The sequence below is a fragment of the Pseudomonas sp. genome (genome assembly GCF_051660785.1).
GTDB lineage: Bacteria > Pseudomonadota > Gammaproteobacteria > Pseudomonadales > Pseudomonadaceae > Aquipseudomonas.
This window is the reverse complement of the sequence record NZ_JBOFQE010000006.1, coordinates 95,873-110,111: the sequence shown is the minus strand read 5'-3', so window position 1 is coordinate 110,111 and position 14,239 is coordinate 95,873. Positions and strand designations below refer to the sequence as shown.

9 protein-coding genes and 1 pseudogene are annotated in these 14,239 nt (G+C 51.7%); 3 read left to right on the top strand and 7 right to left on the bottom strand.

Features of this window, described 5'->3' with window-relative positions; all coding sequences use genetic code 11:
* Positions 1-17 precede the first annotated feature (17 nt).
* A complete protein-coding gene (locus ACRC4F_RS01850) occupies positions 18-479 on the bottom strand; it encodes a hypothetical protein (protein ID WP_438657829.1) in 462 nt (153 codons plus the stop codon).
* 245 nt (positions 480-724) lie between these two features.
* Positions 725-960: pseudogene (locus ACRC4F_RS01845) on the bottom strand (hypothetical protein); the annotation flags it as partial.
* A 368-nt stretch (positions 961-1,328) separates the two neighbouring features.
* Between ACRC4F_RS01845 and ACRC4F_RS01840 the strand changes: the two are divergent.
* From ACRC4F_RS01840 to ACRC4F_RS01830, 3 genes are read left to right on the top strand one after another with little or no spacing between them, the layout of a single operon-like run.
* On the top strand, positions 1,329-2,144 hold the full coding sequence (locus ACRC4F_RS01840; RefSeq protein ID WP_438657828.1) for a TIGR04255 family protein: 816 nt from the start codon (positions 1,329-1,331) through the stop codon (positions 2,142-2,144).
* Positions 2,145-2,156: 12 nt separating this feature from the next.
* Entirely contained in the window at positions 2,157-2,861 is a 705-nt protein-coding gene (locus ACRC4F_RS01835; RefSeq protein WP_438657827.1) for a helix-turn-helix domain-containing protein, read from the top strand.
* A 15-nt stretch (positions 2,862-2,876) separates the two neighbouring features.
* Entirely contained in the window at positions 2,877-3,749 is an 873-nt protein-coding gene (locus ACRC4F_RS01830) for a hypothetical protein (RefSeq protein WP_438657826.1), read from the top strand.
* A gap of 97 nt (positions 3,750-3,846) precedes the next feature.
* Here the strand turns inward: ACRC4F_RS01830 and ACRC4F_RS01825 are convergent, their stop codons facing one another.
* The 5 genes from ACRC4F_RS01825 to ACRC4F_RS01805 are packed head-to-tail and all read right to left on the bottom strand — an operon-like array spanning position 3,847 to position 13,813.
* The gene (locus ACRC4F_RS01825) at positions 3,847-5,619 is read right to left on the bottom strand and encodes a hypothetical protein (protein ID WP_438657825.1); all 1,773 of its coding nucleotides are present in this window, start codon (positions 5,617-5,619) and stop codon (positions 3,847-3,849) included.
* Positions 5,619-7,244: a hypothetical protein gene (locus tag ACRC4F_RS01820; RefSeq protein WP_438657824.1), complete on the bottom strand. Its 1,626-nt coding sequence runs from the start codon at positions 7,242-7,244 to the stop codon at positions 5,619-5,621. The genes ACRC4F_RS01825 and ACRC4F_RS01820 overlap by 1 nt, the downstream gene beginning before the upstream one ends.
* Positions 7,241-9,031: a DrmB family protein gene (drmB, locus tag ACRC4F_RS01815; RefSeq protein ID WP_438657823.1), complete on the bottom strand. Its 1,791-nt coding sequence runs from the start codon at positions 9,029-9,031 to the stop codon at positions 7,241-7,243. The genes ACRC4F_RS01820 and drmB overlap by 4 nt, the downstream gene beginning before the upstream one ends.
* On the bottom strand, positions 9,028-12,231 hold the full coding sequence (locus ACRC4F_RS01810) for a helicase-related protein (protein WP_438657822.1): 3,204 nt from the start codon (positions 12,229-12,231) through the stop codon (positions 9,028-9,030). The genes drmB and ACRC4F_RS01810 overlap by 4 nt, the downstream gene beginning before the upstream one ends.
* A 7-nt stretch (positions 12,232-12,238) precedes the next feature.
* The gene (locus ACRC4F_RS01805; RefSeq protein WP_438657821.1) at positions 12,239-13,813 is read right to left on the bottom strand and encodes an NERD domain-containing protein; all 1,575 of its coding nucleotides are present in this window, start codon (positions 13,811-13,813) and stop codon (positions 12,239-12,241) included.
* Positions 13,814-14,239 lie beyond the last annotated feature (426 nt).

Genomic DNA, 14,239 nt, shown 5'->3' with positions numbered 1-14,239 from the left:
CGACAACCCTATGTTGTCTACGATTGTTGAATCCGTTGACGACCCATGCGTTCGTCACGTGGGGGCATCACTCTGACCGGTGAGAGGTGGCCAGCATGCCGCAGGTGCGGATTGTTTCTCTGGCCGACTGGTATTTCCTGCCAGCATTCGCGGCAGCAGTAGTGCTTGCGACGGGCGAACCAAGACGGGTTGATCGAGTAAGGCGCGCTACCGCAGCTGCATTGAAGCTCGATGTAAATGGCTTTGCGGTGGCCCACGACCTGGCGCACCACGCGCAGTTCGCCAACGACAGTGCTAGGTTCCGGTAGCGGGTGTTTATGGGGCTCGCTTGCGGCGGCGTCCGTGGCCTGCTTCAACAGGCCCAGCGAGCGGTGGAACGTCTGCGCCGCCACCCACTGGTGCCCCGTCCAGATCAGCTGATTCCTTGTTATCTCCACCCCCAGCGAAATCAAAACAGGTTTGGTGCCCTGATAGATCAAGCCCCTGCGTGATACCCATTCGACGCTATCTCACAAAAAACGGTTGGTAAGAGGTCGATGATACGGTTACTACCATCTGACGTACGCGCCCGCGCGTCGAAGCCAAAGCAGAAAGGTTTCACCGTCAGAGTCGAGGATGTCGGTGCCTACTGCATAACGCAGCCGAAAGTCGTCGCAGATCCCGGCGTCGGCGAGGCAAAACGCGGGAGGTGGTAACCACCGGTAAGTTCGGGAAACTGGCGCAGCGCGGCGGATTGCGTCCCCCATCGGATGGCCATCTGGTCGTTGGCAAGGGCCACACTTGTGATGCGCTTGCCATGGTTGATTGTTGCACTTGGTCGTAACCCGAGAAGGGCAGCGACCATCGTGCATTGGTTGCCTTGGTAGCCATCGAACAGATCCGTGGGGATTTGCAAAGGCGACCGTTCGCCGAAAAACTGTCGGCCCCACTGCCGGCAAACACTTCGCCGTTGCCCATTCTTGGTGCTAGTTAAAGTCAGGGATGCTGCTCAAGGAGGCCAAACCTCCACATAAATGGAACCGCATGCCCACGAAATGTTTGCGCATTTTTGGCAACATGCGGGTGGAATCGAAAGCCACTCACACAGGTTCAGGCCAGCCCCAAAAACCACTCTTGAGCCGCTCATCCTTCCGAAATAACCCAAGGACCAAAGCCCCCTCGATGCGCCAAGAGTCAGCTGTACACAACATCGCTACCATGCGACTTAACGCCCATGACAGCGCGCCAAAGGAAAGGCTTGACCGCCACAATTTGCCTCATAGGAAATTTGCTATATGTAAAGCGGAGTGTACACTGACAAGCAAAGTGTTAAGCAAAGGCGAAAAGTCATGGGACAGAAATTTAAAAACCCACCGGTATATTTCGTGATCGGTCAGGTTCAGCACAATCCTTTGCTAAATCTGAGCAGCTACCTACCAGCAATCCAGGAGCGGATGCGCAGAGAGGGTTACCCTGATTTCAAGCGGGTTATCCAAGTCCAGCTCCAGCTGGCGCCAGCTCTCACGATGGGAGACGAACTTGAACAAGAGACAACCCAACCTAGCGCCCAAAGGGTTGAGAGGTATATTTTTTCAGACATATCCAGTACGCGCGGATTTCTACTTCAAGCGAACTCCCTGTCATTTAGAACAACTGAATATCAGTCGTTTGAATCCTTCTCAGATCAACTTCAGCTGGGCTTAAAAATCCTGTCCGACGCAGTCGGAGGGCTAAGTTTCTATGAGCGACTTGGAATGCGCTACCTAGATGCAATCACAGCTCGTGAAGGGGAAGAGCTCAATCAATACTTAGCGCGCGAATTGACAGGGCTGCCTGCTCGGATACCTGACGGAATTTTTTCCCATTCGTTTTCGGAGGCGGTCCTTTTGGCCGAAGGTGTTGGCCAAGTGGTCTCGCGTACAGTTACTCAAAACGCTCAGCTCGGGTTTCCGCCCGACTTGCCTCCAGAAGGTCTAAAGCTGAATCCACGGTTTGCCGAAATTTCAGGCGAACACGCGATGATCGACACAGACGGCATGTATTTGGAGCGCCATCCCTATGATGCAGCTGATATTCAGAAACGGCTAAGCAACATACATGACCTTATAGATAAATGCTTTCAAGCTACAGTCACTGACTACGCCAGGTCGGCTTGGGACAAGTGATAGGAGATCCAAATGCACATGGTAGCGTCACAGCCATACCATCATAACCAATCCACTACATATGCGGATTTGCTTCGCAGACAAATAGCGTTCAATCAGAATGCTCGCGTTACGGCTACACCAGCTGTCTCGAGGTTTGCGCGTGAATGCGGCGCGGGGCTCATTGTCGCCTTACTGGTTGGGACAGGAGGCGCCTTCACCCCTGAATTTGTTATTGCTCGGGATGGCAAAGGCTATCCTTGGAGCGAATTTGGACATATCGAAACGCCTCAGCAAAGCAAAGTGATAAAAAAGCTAATCCGCACACCGGCCGAAAACCTAGCCTATGTCCGAGACACCCTGAAGCCATCGGTAACCGAACTTGCTACTTTGTTTGGTGTTACTCGCCAAGCGATCTACAACTGGGAGGCTGGCAGGCCGATAGCGGAGAATAATCAGAACCGACTCACAGAACTAGCATTAGCGGCCACCGTGTTGCATGCATCAGGAGCCTCGGGGAGCTCACGAATTCTCAGACGAAAAGTCGATGGAGGACTAACTCTCCTGGAGAGCATTCGAGATGGAGCTTCCGGCGAACAAGCTGCGCTAAATTTAATTGCCATGGTCGAAAAAGAAGAGGTACAGCGCAAGTCCCTCGAACAACGCTTCGCATCAAGACCCCGGAAACCGATTGACGCTCTTGAAATAGGCGTCCCTCATTCAGATGAACGAGCCTAGGGAGCGCAGTAAGGTATGGCGAGTTGGAGCAGAAATACATTGTGGCGGCAAGGACAGCTTCTCCAACAGGAAACGGCTCAGCTTCTGGGTCTGATAAGCACTGAATCTCCCGATCGCACCGCCGTTGTTGTCATAAGCCATGATTGCGACCTAGCACAATTACCAGGAGCGGAGCCGTTTGTCGAGGTAATCATTGGCAGATTCGTAGATCTCCCAGCAGATGGGAGCTATACGAATTGCAAAAACCTGCGGCGCTTGCAGATTGAGTGCAGCTCTGGCAAATCACCTCAATTACTTGAACTTGAGACGACCTCCAGAAAATTACTTCTTAAAGAAAACCTGGGTAATCCTGAGCAAGCGCTTTGCAAGTACTCGCCATGTGAAGACCATCGCATGTCACCGTCAGAGAGAAATATTCTTCAGCTGTGGCTTGCCGCAAGGTATAGACGAGCGGCATTTCCAGACGAATTCGATAGACGATTGAAGGAAGTAACAGACGTAAGCGCACGTTTATCAAAAGCGTTCAAGAGTTCCGGGCGGCATATTCCTGCCGTTTTTTTTGACGTGGATGAAGGAACGGAAAATCAGCGCATCGGCCCGGACGATCCATACGTGCTTACTGTGTTTTTGCTTTATTCGACGGATAGAGATCCCCAAGCAGCAGAGAAAGCAGCTTTAGAGACAGCCAGCAAAATTATCGAAATCTTCAATGCCCGCTGCACCATACTAAAAAACGGAATAGTCGTTTGGCAGTGGATAGAGCTTGAAAAAGTAGAAGTTATCTCAGATCAGGCGCTGACTTACGCCGACTCTTTACAGATGATGAAGTGGCAGGCAGACCACATCAGCCTTCGAGCAGATCCAAAGCAAGATGTTTTGCAGAACTGAAAAGAAGCCGAAAAAACCACTTGAAACTGCATCAGGAAGACGCACCGCACTCCACTCACTGAGTATCCTAGCGAGCGAGTACGGCAGCGCTAATGTCTTAAACTACTTTTCTTTTTCGGCGAGGAGTCACTTGTTTTTTAGGCACCAAATAAAGCTCAAGCGCCTCGACAAGCATGCGCCTTATCAGATCAGCGCCTGCAGAATCAGGAAGCGAAGGCAGATCGCAGAATAGAAAGCGTCCCCCCCCTTCTTCTTTCCCAAGATACCAAAATCTTGCGCCACCTACCTGGACAGCATTCAGATCCTTCGACTTCTTGAGTCGTTGATCGATATCAAGATAGAACCTGAAAGAAGGGAACCTCGTTTCACTGGACAGAGAGTGCACAACCTCAACCAAATGCGCCTCGCCCAAGCGTATTACCCACGAGTGGCTTCCTCTACCTCGCTCTACAACCTCGAACCCATGACTCTCAAAATCATCAAGCCATGTCCGCGTGACCTCATCCAGAGCAGGCGTCTTTTCCTGTGGCCACTCGGCCAATCTGCGCCCGCCTGCAACAATCGAAACCACGAAAGCGGTTCCGCTTGCTTCTTCTAGCTTAGTGAATAGGTCTCCCATTGCCGACGGCGTTTTAGCCAGAGTGCGTATAATCAACCCCATCAAGAAGGAAGTCTGTTGGAGCGCTTCCTTTTTATATTTCCACGATGTATTGATCAGCCCCTGCTTCATGCCAATGAGAAATGCCGCTAAAGTTGTGACATTTGGACCGGACGGCTTTTCCGCATCGAGAAAAACACTCAATGATTCAACACTATCGACAACCAAAGCAAGCAACGCGCCTCGTAGCAGGATAGACTTATCGTCGGCTAGAAGCTCCCCGGCAAGGGCCACTTTACTACTAATAACAGCATCGGCAACTTCCCCCCACCTTCGATCGCGCTCTTCTGCGGCATCATTTGCCTTTGGAATAGAAACGAGCTTTTTTTCAAGATCCTCCATTAAGCTTCTCGGGGAAAACTCATCCGCATTTAGAAACGCAGAAATAACCGCCGCGTGGCGCTTATATAAACCTGATGACGTGGCGCGAGGGTCGATAGCGGCCTTAGAGGCAATCGCAAAATCAAGCGATTCAAACTGCTCATCGCTAGACAATTGATCAAGGAATGCCAAGATCGCATTTCGGCAGTCTGGCCTAGCATTTCCTAGTGAAAGGACGTAATGCACGCCAGCGGCCAATCGATCTGCAACACGTCCAATCTGCAGGGCATCGGATTCCGACCGAATAGAGAAACGCGCATTGCCCTCCAAATCAAAAAGTCCAAGATCAACACGGCACACATAGGTTTCGGTATCAAACTCATCTACAGGCCGCAGTTTAAAATCTTCCGCCTCAGATTGAGTACGAAACCAAAGTCCTATGATTTTATTGTGTTCAATAACTCGCGGGGCAGTTAACGCAAAGGATGAACAAACTTCAACCAGAACTGGGAAGTTCTCCGCTCGCCCTGCATTTAGAAGGTTCTCTTCTGTCAATCGAAGGCCGTCTTCCAATAGTGCAATACCATCAGACTGCAGTGCAAGTGCCACATTAGGCTCTGGATAAAACTCAGAAATACTCAGCCCGCCAAGCAAAACCAGAGCGTCCTCGCGATTGCAAGGAAAGAACAGACGCACACCAGAATCTCTTAACGCCCTTCTATTCTCGCTAGCATTTTCAATAGGCTCACCCCCATCATTGACCACGTCAACAACTCCACACTCGGCGCCCCCCTTACATACTTCTCCTGAAGTAACGGCAATCGACTCTTCAGGGGCGGTGAGAGAATCTACATTAGAAGTCCGACTCACATTTATCTCTAATTGTTTCATTATTTCCTCCACCATTCCCCACGATCGGCTTTGTACTTGAAACCAAGGGGCTCGAGAAGATGAGCCAATTCATAGACTGCCGTCACCCAGACTGCGCCTCCTTTTTGACGCTTGTCGACAAGGGGCAAACTCAACTTAATTGCAAGCATTGAGACATCCTCAAACCAGTCGATGGTTTGTGAATTTTCATCAATTATTGATAATTGGCTATCCGCTGATATACAGCCAACCTCTCTCGCTACACAGGAATTTTCTCGATTAAGATACTCGTCACCAGGAAGAATATCGTAGTACGCTCCATACCCTGCACCGGGACCGGAATCGAGTAGACTAACCCAATTTCGCGCTCGAGATACTGCAACGAACATCTGCATCTTGTACCTGTCCGGCCCATAGAGACCTATCGAGGCTTTTTGGGAGTCAACAATAAAAACCGCGTCAAACTCCAGCCCCTTACAGCTCTGCATATTTAAAACAGTTACAATATCCGAAGCATCAAAAACTAGATTTTGAGCGGGATTTATTTGCCGCGACGCCCAAGAATAGGTCTGCACCGTAATGCTTCTACCGTGCACTCTCTGAACTGCATTCGTCAACCTAGCAGCAATATCAGCACGCGTATTTTCATCAAAGACAAAGACGCCAACTTCTTTGAGAGGATTATTAACTAACCAAATAAGCACTCGTTCCACAACAACTGACCTGTCGATACAGATCTCATGGACAGGCTTTTCTGAACTGCGCGTTGGCAAGCGCGGCATAACCCCTACATCAGCAAAAAACTGCCGCGCCAACTCAGCAATTTCTTTAGAGTTTCTGAAATTATCAAGCAAAATATAGCGATCTTCCTGACAGATTTTGAGAGCGCCAGATATCTCGTCGAGAGTAGAGTTTTCTTCAGTCAGTTGCTGGTTCTCATCTGCGAGGACGAAGCATCGTAGAGGATGTAGAACCTTTCTCGTCTTACCAAGCGCCGAAAGTATCCGAAGGAACCTATAAAATCCGGGAGGAAAATCCTGGCCTTCGTCTATCAGCAGGACTCCCAAATTCAGCGACTCACTGTTGATACTTTCATCATTCCCAAGCACATGATCACATACCTCGGGCCAGTCAATTCGATTTATATCACCGTCGACGACTGGCGGTTTGTGCCATAGTGGCCATCTTACAAAGGTCTCCGGGCTCCGGAAGTAGATTTCGGCATCTACCATCCACACTCCCTTTTTTTTCCCCCACGGTCGCCACTCGCTGTTGTACCAACGCGCCCCAGCTTCCTTCGCAGAATCTTTTTCTGAAAATGGTACCTCTACGGCAATCCGTTCAGATGCGCCGGAATGAGGTGGAAGACCGCTAGCCTCCCACCACCCCCGAAACCATGCATACACCGTCTTCGCAGGTATAGGGTCATCTCCTCCAGCGTTTGAGGAATAGCGCATCAGTACGTTGTTGAACATCCCCAGAACTACCGGCACCTGCCTTTTCTGTAACTCGACAGCTCGCAGGCAAGCAATCAGAGTTTTCCCTGTGCCGGGAGGGCCTTGCACCAGCACATGTCTATCTGCTGGTGCATAGAGGTAGACCCTCTTCTGTTCCTCGGTAAGCTGCCTGATCTTCGGCAGTCTCATTTCTGATCTTCCATGAACTTCATCAATCCCCATGCTGGATCGAACAACATCCGTCGATCCAAGAGGGTATTGGCGGCGACGCAACTCGTTTCGGAAACGAGGCTACACGCATGGCATGCAGCGTGATTGAAGCCTCCGAGCCCTTGCCCCGAAGTTTCGGCACAAACAGGATCAGACGAACACCAGCGTCCTTGATCTAGCGCCTCGATGATAGATTGGGCCAGTCGATCTCTACGCCCCTGCCGAACTAGCCCCCCCAAGGTTCCCTCGGAGTCACCATCCGCCGTATAGATCATAACGCCGGCATAACCCTGCTCAGGATTGAAATAGAGGCGTTCCCTAAGGGAGGAAGATGAGTAGCCGCACTCGAAGGTTATTCGCCTCAGCAATAGATGTGCCAGTGTGTGGATGACCAAGAAAACTGGATCCACTTGCGGAAGGAACCAGAAATTTTCCTCGAGCCGCTTCTGCTCCAACGCTTGGAGCGCACTCTTCTCCTCGCTGGGGATGCCTGCGGCCCAACTTTTAAGCGTGTTGAAGTCGAACGAAAGTACGATACCTTCTCCAAACACCTCAGCAGCAGGCAGCCAAGGTTGGCTTGCCCCAACATCAGGACGAACAAGTTTGTCTGGAGTGCCTGGTTTGACCCGCTGAAAACCTAGATAGGCTCTCACCTCCCTCAGCCGCCTGATCAACAACACGCCTCCGACGAGCTGCTTCATCCAGGCCGGTGCTGATGGTGCAAGACTTTCCCTGGCAGCCGAAAAGTAAGGACTGATCAGCTCGCCATCTCGTAGCGCCTTGTCGATCGTTTGCCATTCCTCAGCCAGTAACATCTCTTGATCGATTGCTCTTTCCTGGTTGACAGTTCCCGATCCAACGAGGGGGGTTCCTTCAAGGTCTGCCTTTGCGACCTTCAGAACAACGGATGTATCACATCCAACTAACTCTGCCAAAAATTCAGCAACAATATTAATAAATTCTTCATTGTCTCCTTCAGTTTCACTGATCAGACCAAGTAGTTTCTGGTACCTAGAATGTTGCATTATCTGATCTGCAAACTCAGCAGCAGGATTCTCAGCCACCTCATCGGGGATATCTAGTGCAGAAATTGTGCTTGGATAGTGAAGGTTTGTTGCTCCACGCTGAAGGACAACGACATCCGCCGCACACTCATCATGTGGCTCGACGCGCCAAGGATGTCTGCCATTACACGTCCGAAACGTTTCTTTAACGACTGTTTTGTTGGCGAGGTCTTCTAGACTCCGATAACCGCCACAAACCTTACACTCGACTCGAAGTGACGCAAGCCCCCCTGTAGCTGCCTTGACATCAACTTTGAAGTACAGCTTATTTCTTACCTTGCAGTCCCTAATTCCGTGCTTACCGCTGTGAGCCCAGAATCCCCAGTCAACATCATCCAGGTGGCCGTTTTCGCATGCAGCGACGAACCTCATTGGGACTAACTTTCCATTACAAGCCTCGAACGGACAGTTGGGTTCAGAATCCTCCTTTTCCATTGACGTCGTCCATTTCACCAATGCGCGGCACTTCGTGCAGAACATCGCGCGAGGAAACCTGCGGACCATCAATGTCGGCATTTCTTCCTTAGGAGCCTTGAGCACTTTGTGCAATCGTGAAGATAGACGCCTGAGCTCGATGATTCGGAGCTGCCCCTGTTGCCATGAATTTATCCCCGGAATCAAGAACGACTCTTGGCCGACATCGATAATTGCACCCACCCCGGCCACGCCGGCAACTGCACTGGATCGAATTTCACGCTTCATGAGTGCTCCACCGCCGCGCCTACCTGCAACATCGGAACCTTGAGTTTCAGCGGGGTATCCACATTTCTAAGAGATTGCAGCGTTTCCCATCCAATCCCAGACTTGCGGAAAGGACGAATCAAATTTGCATGCGAGCGCCCCCCACTTTGGAAACGGAGGTTGGAGCCACGAGTAGTTGCAAGTTCCGCCCAAGACTCGACGAAGCGATCGAGACATTCACGCGTCTCGAGGGTATCGCCATCTCGAGCCTCCTCGACACGCTTGAGAAACTCGTCAGCAAGCTGTTCGACTTCTTCCATTTTCTCGCCGATCTTCGACGCATGATTATTAGCGTGAAGGGAAGAAACCATACGCACCAGAGCCAGGAACGCACCATGAAGCCCGCGACTCTGGGCGGGTTGAGCGAAGGGGGTTACGCTTGTCGGCTCGACATGACGATAGTACCCCTTGTGAAACGCTCGGAAAAACTCGTAATGAGATCGGTCCCGCGGCTTTGAGGAACTGAACAAAGCGAAGACGATACCCGGTAAACGCTTACTGTCGCGCCCGACCCTACTTGAGGCTTGAATGTATTCCGACACGGTCTTGGGTTGCCCGTTAACCATCATCAATCCGAGACGTTGAACATCAACACCGACGGAGAGCATGTTAGTGCAGGCCACAAAATCCAGGGCAGACTGATCGGGAATTGAAATTCCGAGTTGATGGAGCGCTTCCGGAATCTCGCTGTCCTTCAGATTCGCAGATAGCTCCTTTACTCCCACTCCAGATACTGTCCGCTTCTCGCCGAGAGCACAGAGTCGAGCCGGAATGTCATCCCTTGCCAGCGAGAGAGTCTTGCCGAGCTCCCGCTTACTGTTGTGATATGCAACGAGCGTCCACCAAGTGTCGGCGAGCTCTGCAACTCGTTCACGCATAACACCGCCAGCGGCTAGAAGAGCCGTCGAGGTGATTACGTTAGAGAAAGTCGGCGTATGCCCCTGCCCCATTGCTCCGATATAGAGCCGTCCGCACTCATTGGTCTGTGCCTTGGAATAGAAAGAGTCCGCTGCACTTAATCCAGGAGGGGGAAAGAGTACCGCCTCGCGACCATACAGTTTCCTGATCTGGTCGTCTGCGCGACGGATAGTTGCGGTTGCACAAATATACTTTGCCCGTTTACCAAGACGCCCGATGGCAGTATCGATCGCAGCCTCGTAGATTCCAGCCAAAGTACCGAGCGGGCCAGAGATAAGGTGCAACTCATCCTGGATGATCAGCGAAGGGGGAGAGACGCCCATATCCGTTCCGAAAAATGCTCGGGCCTCATCACGCCAAGCGAGCATAGCGAACTTGTCAATGGTGCCAAGAAGCATTGTCGGCGGGTGTGCGTAGAGATGTTCATCAATGAAACTGATGGGCAGACTTTCATGAAATGAGCAATATGGATTTGGACAGAAGAGCTCTACTGCGCCACCGGCTATCCGCAGCCCAACCTTTTCAGCCCCCTCATCCTTCGGCGATGGGACGATGGCTGTCGCGCATGCTGGACACTGCTTCAACGGCACCTTGACGCCCTCAACCTTACCGATCGCAGAGCAGATCTTATTGAAATCGCCAGCGGCATGCGCGTAATCGTTCGGCGAGGAATCCTGACCGACCCAGAGTCCAAGGCTATACGGTATCTTCCCAGGAACCACCTCAGCCTTACGCAGACTCTCGAGTGCACAAATAAGACTTCCAGCACGCTCGAACTGCTGGATGGTAAGGAGGCGCAAAGTGTAGCGTTTGATTACTGCAGTGCCATTACCCCGCTCTCCGTCGACAACCCTGCGACGAATCATCTCAAATGCAGCTACAGCAAGATAAGCTTCCGTTTTACCGCCGCCGGTAGGAAACCAGATGAGGTCCACGATCAATCTATCCGCATGTTCAGGCGTCCATAGTCCGCGCAGTGAAAGCAAAAAGAAGGCCAGTTGGAAAGGACGCCACGTGAATGTGTCCAGGGCGATGGCATCAAGAGAGACATCCTCGTATGCCTGTCCTGGCTCTCGATCCCTATTTGCTGCAGACCGTGCAACGCTCAGCAACATTGCACGATTGGCGAGCCTGAAGATTTTCATTGCCGACGGTTCGGACAGGAGAAGGTGAACGCCATCACGCATCCGCTCGATCACGGCATCGATCCGCTGAAGGATGTGATTCCTTGGTTTTCTAAATCGCTCGGGAAAATCCTCAATGGCAAGGCGGTCGCGCCACTCCTGATATGCTGAGACAAACCGCGAGAAGGCACCTATCGGATCGAACTCCGGATCCTGCAAGCGAACAATACACAGGGCTGCCTTCACATCATCAGGAAGAGAGTCGATGTTGGTTGTAACTGGCGGCACCTCCACCGTCGGCATGAAGTCCACAGAAACTGATCCGACACGTGCGGAAATAGCCTCCGGCCACTCGACACCACAACCATGGCCGACCGCATACGCGGGCAGCGCCCTGTACTGGAGGGCCAGTTCCTCTGCCTCGACATCCTCACTAATAGTTGGCGAATCCGGGTAGGCAGCAACTCCCGAGTCAGGTCGACACGTCATGCGAACCTGGAACAGAATATCCTCGACCTGGACAAGCTCTTCCTCGCCGGTACTACTCACATTCACCAGAGAAACAGTGGCAATTCGAACTCCCTGCGCTCGCCGAATGTAGAGGCGAAGACTAGCCCGACCGCCAAAGACAAGCGTCTCCTGCTCTCCGTCCGATGACACAGAAAACTCGACAATCTCGCCTGCATCGTCTTTGGTTAATGGAACCCTCTTCCAGACTCTATGCAGGCGTCTGGGTATAACTTCTGCGGGAGTTTCCTCTGCGATGAGCTCCGCCTCCCGGCGTTCGTATCTGGCTCCTCCCAACTCAACGAGAATCCTTAATTCCTGCTCGACAAGCGCAAATGTTAAGCCAACGGAGGCTGGAAGCTTCTGGAAAAGCATGTCCATAGGTGACTCGATTTCTTCCTGATCTTCATCAGCAGACGAATCTCCTGCCAAATCATCTTCATCGGCAGTTGCGCTTCCAGAACTAGCATTCCTGGGGAAGATCATTCCGGTTAGATATCGCTTGTGGGGGCTCTCTCGGAGCTCCTCGTGGGGTGATGTAGGGCCGATGAGTCGAGTACGCACCTCTTTGACAAACTCTTGACGAAGCGCTTCCTTTTCCTGTCTGTTCATTTACAACTCACTTCCGTTCGAATGAATTCCTGAGCAACACTTTTAGAAAGCCGTCAAAAACTGGCTGTACAAGCAACTGGAGCGACGCTGACGCCCTCGACATTCCGATATAGAGCAATGATTCCCCACGCCGATCGATGGGGAGCAGGTGCAAGTCGACCAGTAGTACTATTGGTGCTTCAAGCCCGCGGAAGTCCGAAATACCACAGACAATTCCGTGGACAGACGACTGGATTCGTCCCTCTGCTGAAAGTGGCTGAAACCGCCCCGGCATCTGCTTGAGCAATTGCCTGCAAGTTGGTCCGCTACCACTACACGGCCCAAGCACGGCGATTTCTGATGGCTGTACCCCTTCTTCAATCATGTTGTCGATAAGCCTTTGGGCCGCTGCCACCTCTTCCTCAGTATTCGCAACCGAGTGGAAGCCCACCTTGATGCCGAACCCATCAATCTGGGAAATGCCAACATCCGCGTCAAGGAACACCCTGATCGAGCTGATGATCTCGCGAGTGGAGCGAACATTCCTCGACAGGGTTACATTTGCGGAATGACAAGCAAGGGTTTGGAGACATGCGGGGCTAGGAGATATGCTCATAAACTGAAGATTTGGGTCCATAAACCATCGCCATCTCCCCCCGGAAAGCCCCCCTGGAAGTTGGCTAAATAGAGACACCATTTGACTAGGCTGCAAATAATCCTGACCTTCGTCCACAAGCAGCGTATCCGTACCATTCGGCAAGGACTCTGATACTACTGGAATCCCATAAGCCATCATACGGCTTCGTAGAGCAGCCGATAGAGGCCCTCCGGATGTCACTATGGCCGGTGTTCGACCTGCAGCTTTTTCCGCGCGCGCACAAAGAGTGATCAGCTCAGTCTTACCGGTTCCAGCCCCGCCTGAAATGCAGAGCCGTGAATTGGCCTCTAGACTTTCGAGTATCGCGAATTGCTGCTCGGTCAAACGTATCACCGACTCCTGCGTCGACTTCACTGCAAGACCAAGCGATGTCGCAGCACTAAACTCCGGCACGAGGACTTCACGAATACGAGCGATGTCCTCATTATTGAGTAGGAAGTCGCTCGACTTATAAGGATGAAAGGGAAGATTACGAAGCCAGTCTTGGAATGTCCCGATGTCGTTGCAGACTAGGTTATTAGCGAGACGGGAAAATGGTAGTTCTGCAACACTCCTCCTGAAGTTACAGAGAGGAAATACCACCCCCCACCGACAACGAATCCTTTTGCGAAGATGGGTCGTAAGTAGCTTCTCCAGTGCGATAGCTGCCGACATCGCTTGGCGAGCCGGCCCTTCAGTTGAAATGATGGCTTGCCCTCGAGCGTTTTCGTAACGCCATTCGCGACCCGCGAGGCTTACAGAGCCTCCTTTGATCTCAAGCAGCGTCACCCCAGCCTGACTGACAATAACGAAGTCGGCCTCTCCCCAGCGCTTGTACTCGTGCTCGGGAAGATTTACTGAATGAACCGCAAAGCCATACTCCTCCGTAACCTTTGCGAGCAGATCGTAAACTCTCTCCTCCCCTTTATATCTTGGCCGAAGTTGGTATCGGGGAAAAACATTCATGGCAATCCCTTAGGAGTAATCTGTAAAGAACTTGTACCCCAACCTAAATGTACCGTCTTGCATTGTCTGAAACCCTGAAAACAAGAAAACCGTGGTGTCTACTCCCTGAGGTTGGACGCCCTGGTTTTATGACTGAGCCAAAACCGCCCAGTCAGGGCAAACCCAAGCAAGACTGATGGAAAATAATACGACATCGCGATAGCGTTTTGACACCATATAATTTTTTGCACCGCTTTCAGTCCTCCAGCTGCGAGGCGGTCGATAAGACAGACAGCAAAAGACCTCGACTGTATGCCAATGTTTTCGCTATCAGCCGAGTTCGCTTCTTTTGAAATTCCCCGTCAGATCAGTGAGTGGTCCACGTCACCACAAACACCATACCCCGAATGCGGAGCGACTGATCTGCGAGCCGCGGAAGCGGACACT

Coding starts and splice junctions, on each gene's coding strand:
- ACRC4F_RS01840 (WP_438657828.1), top strand. CDS start 1,329: ATGGGACAGAAATTTAAAAACCCACCGGTATATTTCGTGATCGGTCAG.
- ACRC4F_RS01835 (WP_438657827.1), top strand. CDS start 2,157: ATGCACATGGTAGCGTCACAGCCATACCATCATAACCAATCCACTACA.
- ACRC4F_RS01830 (WP_438657826.1), top strand. CDS start 2,877: ATGGCGAGTTGGAGCAGAAATACATTGTGGCGGCAAGGACAGCTTCTC.
- ACRC4F_RS01825 (WP_438657825.1), bottom strand. CDS start 5,619: ATGAAACAATTAGAGATAAATGTGAGTCGGACTTCTAATGTAGATTCT.
- ACRC4F_RS01820 (WP_438657824.1), bottom strand. CDS start 7,244: ATGAGACTGCCGAAGATCAGGCAGCTTACCGAGGAACAGAAGAGGGTC.
- drmB (WP_438657823.1), bottom strand. CDS start 9,031: ATGAAGCGTGAAATTCGATCCAGTGCAGTTGCCGGCGTGGCCGGGGTG.
- ACRC4F_RS01810 (WP_438657822.1), bottom strand. CDS start 12,231: ATGAACAGACAGGAAAAGGAAGCGCTTCGTCAAGAGTTTGTCAAAGAG.
- ACRC4F_RS01805 (WP_438657821.1), bottom strand. CDS start 13,813: ATGAATGTTTTTCCCCGATACCAACTTCGGCCAAGATATAAAGGGGAG.